The sequence below is a fragment of the Salegentibacter sp. genome, from assembly GCF_041642575.1.
GTDB lineage: Bacteria > Bacteroidota > Bacteroidia > Flavobacteriales > Flavobacteriaceae > Salegentibacter.
This window is the reverse complement of sequence record NZ_JBEPWD010000026.1, coordinates 21,537-29,596: the sequence shown is the minus strand read 5'-3', so window position 1 is coordinate 29,596 and position 8,060 is coordinate 21,537. Positions and strand designations below refer to the sequence as shown.

Annotated in this window: 7 protein-coding genes; 4 read left to right on the top strand and 3 right to left on the bottom strand. The window is 40.4% G+C overall.

Translation table 11 applies throughout. The features are described 5' to 3' along the window. Nucleotides 1–105: 105 nt before the first annotated feature. On the bottom strand, nt 106–1,113 hold the full coding sequence (obgE, locus tag ACESK1_RS06325; RefSeq protein ID WP_372919060.1) for a GTPase ObgE: 1,008 nt from the start codon (nt 1,111–1,113) through the stop codon (nt 106–108). 36 nt (nt 1,114–1,149) lie between these two features. Beyond that, nucleotides 1,150–2,265 (bottom strand): adenylate kinase, encoded by a 1,116-nt coding sequence (locus ACESK1_RS06320; RefSeq protein WP_372919058.1) that lies wholly within the window; start codon nt 2,263–2,265, stop codon nt 1,150–1,152. A gap of 121 nt (nt 2,266–2,386) precedes the next feature. Between ACESK1_RS06320 and ACESK1_RS06315 the strand changes: the two genes are divergently transcribed. The 4 genes from ACESK1_RS06315 to ACESK1_RS06300 all read left to right on the top strand — a co-directional run bounded on the left by ACESK1_RS06315 (nt 2,387) and on the right by ACESK1_RS06300 (nt 6,960). Next, nucleotides 2,387–3,544, top strand: coding sequence for a 5-(carboxyamino)imidazole ribonucleotide synthase (locus tag ACESK1_RS06315; protein WP_372919056.1), 1,158 nt, complete (start codon nt 2,387–2,389; stop codon nt 3,542–3,544). A gap of 1 nt (nt 3,545) precedes the next feature. Continuing rightward, nucleotides 3,546–4,034, top strand: coding sequence for a 5-(carboxyamino)imidazole ribonucleotide mutase (purE, locus tag ACESK1_RS06310; protein WP_372919054.1), 489 nt, complete (start codon nt 3,546–3,548; stop codon nt 4,032–4,034). 217 nt (nt 4,035–4,251) lie between these two features. After that, the gene (locus ACESK1_RS06305) at nt 4,252–6,282 is read left to right on the top strand and encodes a M3 family metallopeptidase (protein ID WP_372919052.1); all 2,031 of its coding nucleotides are present in this window, start codon (nt 4,252–4,254) and stop codon (nt 6,280–6,282) included. A 126-nt stretch (nt 6,283–6,408) separates the two neighbouring features. After that, nucleotides 6,409–6,960: a sigma-70 family RNA polymerase sigma factor gene (locus ACESK1_RS06300; RefSeq protein ID WP_372919050.1), complete on the top strand. Its 552-nt coding sequence runs from the start codon at nt 6,409–6,411 to the stop codon at nt 6,958–6,960. A 249-nt stretch (nt 6,961–7,209) separates the two neighbouring features. Here the strand turns inward: ACESK1_RS06300 and ACESK1_RS06295 are convergent, their stop codons facing one another. Then, nucleotides 7,210–8,034 carry a hypothetical protein gene (locus tag ACESK1_RS06295; RefSeq protein ID WP_372919048.1) on the bottom strand — a complete coding sequence of 275 codons (825 nt, stop codon included), beginning with the start codon at nt 8,032–8,034 and terminating at the stop codon, nt 7,210–7,212. Nucleotides 8,035–8,060: the final 26 nt, after the last annotated feature.

Here is an 8,060-nt window from a genome sequence, read left to right as displayed (position 1 = left end):
AAAAAAACGAGGAATATTTTAAGAGCCTTCATAAGGTCTGTATTTTTAATGTATTAGCTTAAAATTACAGAAAAATGAGGGGCCAACCTCAGGGATTAACAAGAATTAAACAGGCTCCTTATTAAGCATTTCCCATAACCTGTCTTTTAACTCCTGAAGACCTTGTTGCGCTACCGAGGAAATAAACAACCAGGGAACATCAAGATTTTCGTCAAGTTCTGTCTTTATTTCGGCCTTTAATTCGGCATCAAGCATATCGCTTTTTGAGATAGCCAAAAGCCGATCTTTCACCAGCATCTCGGGATTATAGCGTCTAAGCTCATCTAAAAGTATCTCATATTGCTTCACGATATCCGGTGCATCGGCAGGAACAAGAAATAACAAGGTTGAATTACGTTCAATATGTCTAAGAAATCTGTGTCCAATACCTTTACCCTCGGCGGCGCCTTCAATAATTCCGGGAATATCGGCTACAACAAAGGTTTTGAAATCACGATATTGAACGATTCCCAGATTAGGTTTAAGGGTAGTAAATTCGTAATCGGCAATTTTGGGTTTTGCTGCGGTAATTACTGATAGCAAAGTAGATTTTCCTGCATTTGGAAAGCCAACAAGACCAACATCGGCAAGGATTTTTAATTCCAGGGTGATGTCTTTTAATTCACCATCAATACCGGGTTGAGCATATCGCGGAGTTTGATTGGTAGAACTCTTAAAGTGCCAGTTCCCAAGCCCTCCTTTTCCACCCTCGGCTACAATAAATTCCTGACCATCTTCAGTGATCTCGTGCAAGATTTCCTGGGTGTCGGTATCCCGAATCACGGTTCCCAGGGGTACCTCAATATACTCATCGGAACCTTCGGCACCAGAGCTACGCTGTTTTGACCCGTTTCCGCCGTGTTCGGCTTTTACGTGTCTCTTGAATTTTAAGTGAAAAAGCGTCCAGAGATTTTTATTGCCTTTTATGATAACATGGCCACCACGACCACCATCTCCCCCATCAGGACCACCTTTGGTGATGTATTTCTCGCGGTGTAAATGTGCAGATCCTTTACCTCCTTTTCCGGAGGCCACGTGAATCTTTACATAATCAACAAAATTCCCTTCAGTCATATTTCAATCTTATTTTCGCTTGTTATAAAAACGATATTACTTCTTCATCAGTTCGTCTATCACCGCGCTCAACCTGGCAGTAATCTCATCAATTGAACCTACACCTTCAACACCATAATATTTACCCCGCTTTTTGTAGTATTCTTTCAGGATAGCAGTTTCATCATAATATACCTTAATACGGTTTCTTATCACGGTTTCATCGGCATCATCGGGACGTCCTGAAGTCTTTCCTCTTTCCAGAAGTCGCTCTACCAACACGTGATCTTCTACCTCTAGGGCGATCATTGCGCTTACTTCGGTGCCTTTTTCCTGCAAAAGCTTGTCAAGGGCATCAGCCTGAGCTTCGGTACGTGGAAATCCGTCAAAGATAAAACCATTACTATCTTCATTTTTAACCACTTCGGCGTTAAGCATTTTAATGGTTATCTCATCCGGTACGAGTTCTCCGCGATCGATAAAAGCTTTGGCACTGAGTCCAAGTTCCGTTTTGTTCTTAATATTATATCTAAAAACGTCTCCGGTAGAGATATGTACCAGATTGTATTTCTCCTTCAGGATCGTTGCCTGCGTTCCTTTTCCGGCCCCGGGAGGACCGAACAATACCAAATTTGTCATTTTATTTTCTTTGAGTTTATATACCTGGCGCAAATTTCGCCCAAGACCATCATAGTCCAAACCGTAACCTACTATAAATTTATTAGGAATTTCAATTCCTACATATTTAATATTGAACTTTCTTTTATATGCTTCAGGTTTATAGAAAAGAGTCACGACTTCATATCCTGCAACTCCTTCTTTTTCCAGAATAGCGTTTATGGTGTTTAAAGTATTTCCTGTGTCTACAATATCTTCCAGCAAGATTACCTTCCGGTCTTCCAAGGAATGGTTTAAGCCGAGCAGGGTTTCTACATTCCCGGAAGATTCAGTGCCCTGGTAGGAACCGAGTTTCACGAAACTCACTTCACAGTCTCCTTCAAATCTTTTAATCACTTCTGAAGCAAACATAAAAGCTCCGTTCAAAACCCCTAAAAACACAGGATTTTCATCTTTGTAATCTTCATTTAACCGAGCGGCTACACGAATGATAGCTGCATCGATTTCTGCTTCTGAGATATAAGGCTCGAAACTGAGGTCGTGTAATTTTATCAAAACTAAAAAATTTTAAAAAGGCAAAGATAAGGATTCTCTATCACTAGACCTGCTGAATTATATAAGATTAAGTAGGGCAGTACGCCTTAAAAATTTATTTTTGCCTAAACAGTAAATCCTTATGCAAAATTATTTTTCTTCAGACTTTAAGCTTGGCATCCTCGGGGGAGGACAGCTGGGAAAAATGATGCTCTACGAGACCCGGAAATTCGATATCCACACCCATGTTTTAGATCCGAGCCCCGAAGCTCCTTGCAGGATCTCCTGTAATTATTTTGAGCAGGGAGACCTCATGAATTATGAAACGGTTTTAAACTTTGGAAGAAAGGTAGACGTGCTCACCTTTGAAATTGAAGGCGTAAACATCCAGGCGCTGAGACAGCTTGAAAAAGAAGGCATAAAAACCTGGCCCTCGGCAGATACTTTGGATAAGATCCAGAATAAAGCCATTCAGAAAAAATTCTACAAAGAGAAAAATATTCCTACAGCAGCATTTGAAGTTTTTGAAAGCAAAGACAAACTTCTTGCCGCCATAGAAACTGGAAACTTAGAGCTTCCATTTGTTTGGAAAGGCGCTACCGGTGGTTATGATGGAAAAGGCGTTGCTGTAATAAAAAGTAAAGAAGATCTGAGCCAAATTTCAGACGGAGAATGTATAGCCGAGAACCTTGTCCCATTTAAAAATGAACTTGCAGTAATAGTAGCCAGAAACCCTTCGGGAGAGATCAGGACTTATCCTGTGGTAGAAATGGAATTCCATCCTACTGCCAACCAGGTAGAATATGTTATCTGTCCTGCACGAATCGAAGAAAAAGTAGCAGAAAAAGCCAGAAACCTGGCAGAAAAAGTTTCCGAAGCATTTAATCATGTGGGCCTGCTAGCTGTAGAAATGTTCCAGACGGAAGATGATGAAGTTCTTGTAAATGAAGTTGCTCCACGGCCTCACAACAGTGGCCATTACAGCATTGAAGCTTCATACACCAATCAGTTTGAACAACAGGTTCGGGCCATTTTAGATCTACCCCTGGGAAAAACTGAAAGCAAAGTCGGGGGAATTATGGTAAATTTAGTTGGCGATAAGGATTATGAGGGAGAGGTTGTGTATGAGAATATCGAAAAGATCCTAAAGATGGATGGAGTAACCCCACACATCTATGGCAAAAAGATAACCCGTCCCTTTAGAAAGATGGGCCATGTCACTATCGTGCACAAGGATTTAAAAAAAGCCAGGAAGATCGCGGAGGAAGTGAAAAATTCAATAAAAGTAATAAGTAAGTAATATGAGCAAAGTAGCAGTAATAATGGGAAGCACCAGCGATATGCCGGTGATGCAGGACGCCATAGACATATTAAAGGGTTTTGACATTGAAGTGGAAGTAGATATCGTCTCAGCCCATCGAACTCCGGAGAAATTATTCGAATACGGAAAAACAGCCCACAAACGCGGCATTAAAGTAATCATTGCCGGCGCCGGCGGAGCTGCACATTTGCCGGGGATGATCGCTTCTTTATCTCCTCTTCCCGTTATAGGAGTGCCGGTGAAATCCAGTAACTCCATAGATGGCTGGGATTCTGTACTTTCCATCCTTCAAATGCCCGGGGGAGTACCCGTTGCCACGGTAGCCCTGAATGGTGCTAAAAACGCGGGTATCCTGGCCGCTCAAATTATAGGAACAGCAGATAAATGCACTCTGGATAAGGTTATTTTTTATAAGGAAGGACTTAAACAAAAAGTGATCGAAGGAGCAGAAAAGCTTAAGAAGAAGTAGAAATAAAGAAGCCACGTCTTTCGACGTGGCCTATAGCAGTGTTAGTTCTAAAATCTGTAAAATAATTTATTAACCATTCTAAAATATTAATCCAGAAAAACTTTAAAAGAAGATCACACTGCCAGTGTTGTCTTATTTAAGCTTCGAATATACATAATTTTGTTAAAAAACTCCCTTTTGTGTTATAAAATTTTCACAAAACGTCAATTTTAAAACTATGAATACATCCAATCCCCTGTTACAGGACTTCGAATATGCACCCTTTTCCTCTATTAAAACCGAACATTTTAAACCGGCTATAACTGAAGCCATTGAAATGGCTCGCAGGGAAATAGATTCCATTACAAAGACGGAAGGAACCCCTGATTTTCCCAATACCATTGAAGAACTTGAATTTTCAGGAAAACAACTTGATAGAATCACCAGCATATTTTTCAATTTAAATTCTGCTGAAACCAACAAGGAGATCCAGGAGATCGCTCAGGAAGTGTCCCCTCTTTTGTCCGAATTCAGAAATGACATTATTCTGAATAAAGCTCTTTTCGAACGGGTAAAAGCTGTTTATGATAAAATAGACCAGCTTGATCTTAATGTAGAACAACAAACGCTCCTGGATAAAAAATACAAAGCTTTTGCCAGAAACGGCGCTAATCTTTCTGAAGAAAAACAACAGGAACTAAGAGATATCGACAAGAAACTTTCTTCTTTAAGTCTTAAATTCGGGGAAAACGTTTTGGCAGAAACCAATAAATTTGAGCTTCACATTACTGAGGAAGAAGACCTAAAGGGCCTGCCGGTAAGTTTCAAAGAGGAAGCCAGATCTGTCGCTGAATCGAGAAGTAAAGAAGGATGGATGTTCACCCTGGAGTACCCCAGTTTTCTGCCTTTTATGAAATATGTTGAAAATCGGGAACTGCGTAAAAAGATGGCCCTTGCCTTTGGCTCTAAAGGCTTTCATGGAGATGAGCTGGATAACCAGGAAAATGTTCTGCAAATCGTAAAGCTGCGACACCAAAGAGCCCAACTACTTGGGTTTAAAACCCACGCCGATTTTGTCCTGGAAGAAAGAATGGCTGAAACCCCGGAAAAAGTAAACAGCTTCCTGGAAGAATTGCTTAAAAAAGCGAAACCTGCAGCCCAAAAAGAATTCAAGGAATTGGAAGATTTCGCCAAAGGATTAAATAATATTGACCGACTGGAGAAATGGGATGCCGCTTTCTATGCTGAAAAACTTAAACAAAAACGCTTTGATCTGGACGATGAAAAGTTGAAACCATATTTTAAGCTTGAAAACGTTATAAATGGAGTTTTTGAAATTGCAAACAGACTTTACGGACTTTCTTTTAAGGAGGTAAATGATATAGACAAATACCATCCCGATGTTAAAACCTACCAGGTTAGCGATGAGGAAGAAAACTCAGTAGCTCTCTTTTACGCCGATTTCCATCCGCGTCCTGGAAAACGCGATGGCGCCTGGATGACGGGTTACAAATCCCAGTATGTAAAAGACGGTAAAAAGGAGCGACCTCATATTTCCATTGTTTGCAATTTCACCAAGCCATCAAAAACACAACCTTCTCTTCTAACCTTCAATGAAGTGACTACCTTATTTCACGAATTCGGGCACGCTTTGCACGGAATGTTGGCAGATACCACTTACCCCAGTCTTTCGGGTGCAAATGTGTACTGGGATTTCGTTGAACTTCCCAGTCAGGTTCTGGAGAACTGGTGTTATGAAAAAGAGGCACTTGAACTATTTGCCAAACATTATAAAACCGGGGAAATAATTCCGATGGAGCTGGTGAAAAAGATCAAAGAATCTGCTAATTTCCATGAAGGAATGGCTACCCTACGTCAACTTAGCTTCGGCTTACTCGATCTAAGCTGGCACGGCATAGATCCAACCGATGTTACTGATGTGAAAGCGCATGAAGACAAAGCCTTTGAACCTACTAAATTGTATCCTGATGTGCCAGAAAACTGTATGAGCACTGCTTTCTCGCATATATTTCAGGGTGGCTATTCAGCAGGTTATTATTCTTATAAATGGGCCGAAGTTCTGGATGCCGATACTTTTGAATTTTTTCAGGAAAACGGAATTTTCAGCAGGGAGATCGCCAATAAATTTAAGTCGGTGATCCTTTCCCGTGGTGGCACCGAACATCCAATGACCCTTTATAAGCGTTTCCGCGGAAAAGAGCCAAGCCCTGAAGCTTTGTTGAAAAGAGCCGGTTTACTTGAAAAATAAAAGTACAGAACCGGGTATTTGAGCATATTCAGCTAAATACCCGGTTTTTCCCCATTGAAACTTATATTTTTTATAACTATAAATCAGTTTAAAGTTGTTAATTTTGAAAGGATATTTAAGAAACCTATGCCTAAACATACGTTAGATCCCAATAAATGGGTAGACAAATATGCTGACTACCTTTTTAACTACGCAATTGTTCGGGTGAACGATCGCGAGATAGCTAACGATTTGGTTTCTGAAACTTTCCTTGCCGGTCTAAATTCGAAAGACAATTTTTTAGGCAAAGCTTCTGAACGCACCTGGCTTATTTCAATCCTGAAACGAAAGGTTATAGATTATTACCGCAGGATCAACTCACAAAAAGGAAAGGCAGAAGTGCGGATCAACTATTCAGATGACGAAAACAACGGAGATTGGCTGGAGGAACAAGTGGCTGATGATTTTGACCGCAGTGCCGAAGATGAGATGGAAAACGAGGAGTTAAGATTAGCCATTCTGGAATGCCTGGATGAGATCAATCCAAAGCAAGCCGCAATTTTTAAAATGAAAACAATTGATGGGGCAGATACCGAAGCGGTGTGTAATGAATTTAAAATCACCCCGTCTAACCTTTGGGTAATAATACACCGGGCCCGAACGGCTCTCGCCGCCTGTTTAGAAAAAAAATGGCTTTAGTTATGCAGAAACCTAAATTTTTTATCCTTGATTGCTCTGGCGCCGCCAATTGTTGCGACAAAAAAGAGTATAATGAGGCAAGTCTAAGGGAAAAAACCAGTATGATAATTCACAATTTGTTTTGTAAAAGATGCCGTGAATATTCCACCAAAAATTCCAAACTCACTGAGCTAATAAAAAAAGCAAGGATCAAAGGCTGCACTTCTGAAGAGAAAAGAAATATCAAGGAACGACTAAAAAAGGAAATCTCTAAACAAGGATCTGTAAAATAAACCAAAGGATCACCCAGGCTATGGGCAGCGATTCTACCCAAAAAGCTGCAAAATACGCCGACTGTTTTTTATCAACCAGTTTCAGAGCATAAGCACTTAACAGAGCTACTGCGGCAAGAGCACTAAAATTTACCGGATTAAATTCCTCTTTAAAGATTTCCAGCACCAAAATTACTACTATCATTAACCAGCCCAAAAGGCGGGTTTTTTTTATCCCAATTTTCTGCGGAATTGTAGCCAAATGCTCAGCATCAAATTCCAGATCCCTTATTTCGAAGGGCAAAGTAAGCACTACCACAAACAGGAAGCGCTGTAAAAACATAAGCACTTTCTCCGTAAAACCAATTTCAGGCTGATTAATTATCGGTAGAATTACGGCCACCCCTGCCCATACCAGAGCGATTATAAGAATTTTAATTCCTGCCAGGTCGCGCAGATTCCTGTTTCGTGTAAGGACGGGAGCAGCATATAATAAAGTTAAGAATCCCAGCAAGGCGCTTGTTAATAATACCTCCCAGGTTTGGAGAAATGCAAAATAAACCATCCCGAGAAAAACCAGGAATGAAAAAATCTGAATAAGTTTTAGGTTTTTGGCAAGACTACGATGATGCAGTTTAGCAAGACCCGCATATTTCACAAAATTGTAACCTGTAATGCTTCCGAAGAAAATAAAAATAAGGAGCTCAAAATTGGGCAGAATACCATATTCCAAATAGCTCAAAAGACTTAAAGCAACTACAGCCAATGCAACATGAACACTGCTATTTATGTAAAAATCGAAAATATTTCTGAGAACCCTCACCCGGCTAAAATAAACAATCTGAAGTT

Coding starts and splice junctions, on each gene's coding strand:
- ACESK1_RS06300 (WP_372919050.1), top strand. CDS start 6,409: ATGCCTAAACATACGTTAGATCCCAATAAATGGGTAGACAAATATGCT.
- ACESK1_RS06305 (WP_372919052.1), top strand. CDS start 4,252: ATGAATACATCCAATCCCCTGTTACAGGACTTCGAATATGCACCCTTT.
- ACESK1_RS06315 (WP_372919056.1), top strand. CDS start 2,387: ATGCAAAATTATTTTTCTTCAGACTTTAAGCTTGGCATCCTCGGGGGA.
- obgE (WP_372919060.1), bottom strand. CDS start 1,113: ATGACTGAAGGGAATTTTGTTGATTATGTAAAGATTCACGTGGCCTCC.
- purE (WP_372919054.1), top strand. CDS start 3,546: ATGAGCAAAGTAGCAGTAATAATGGGAAGCACCAGCGATATGCCGGTG.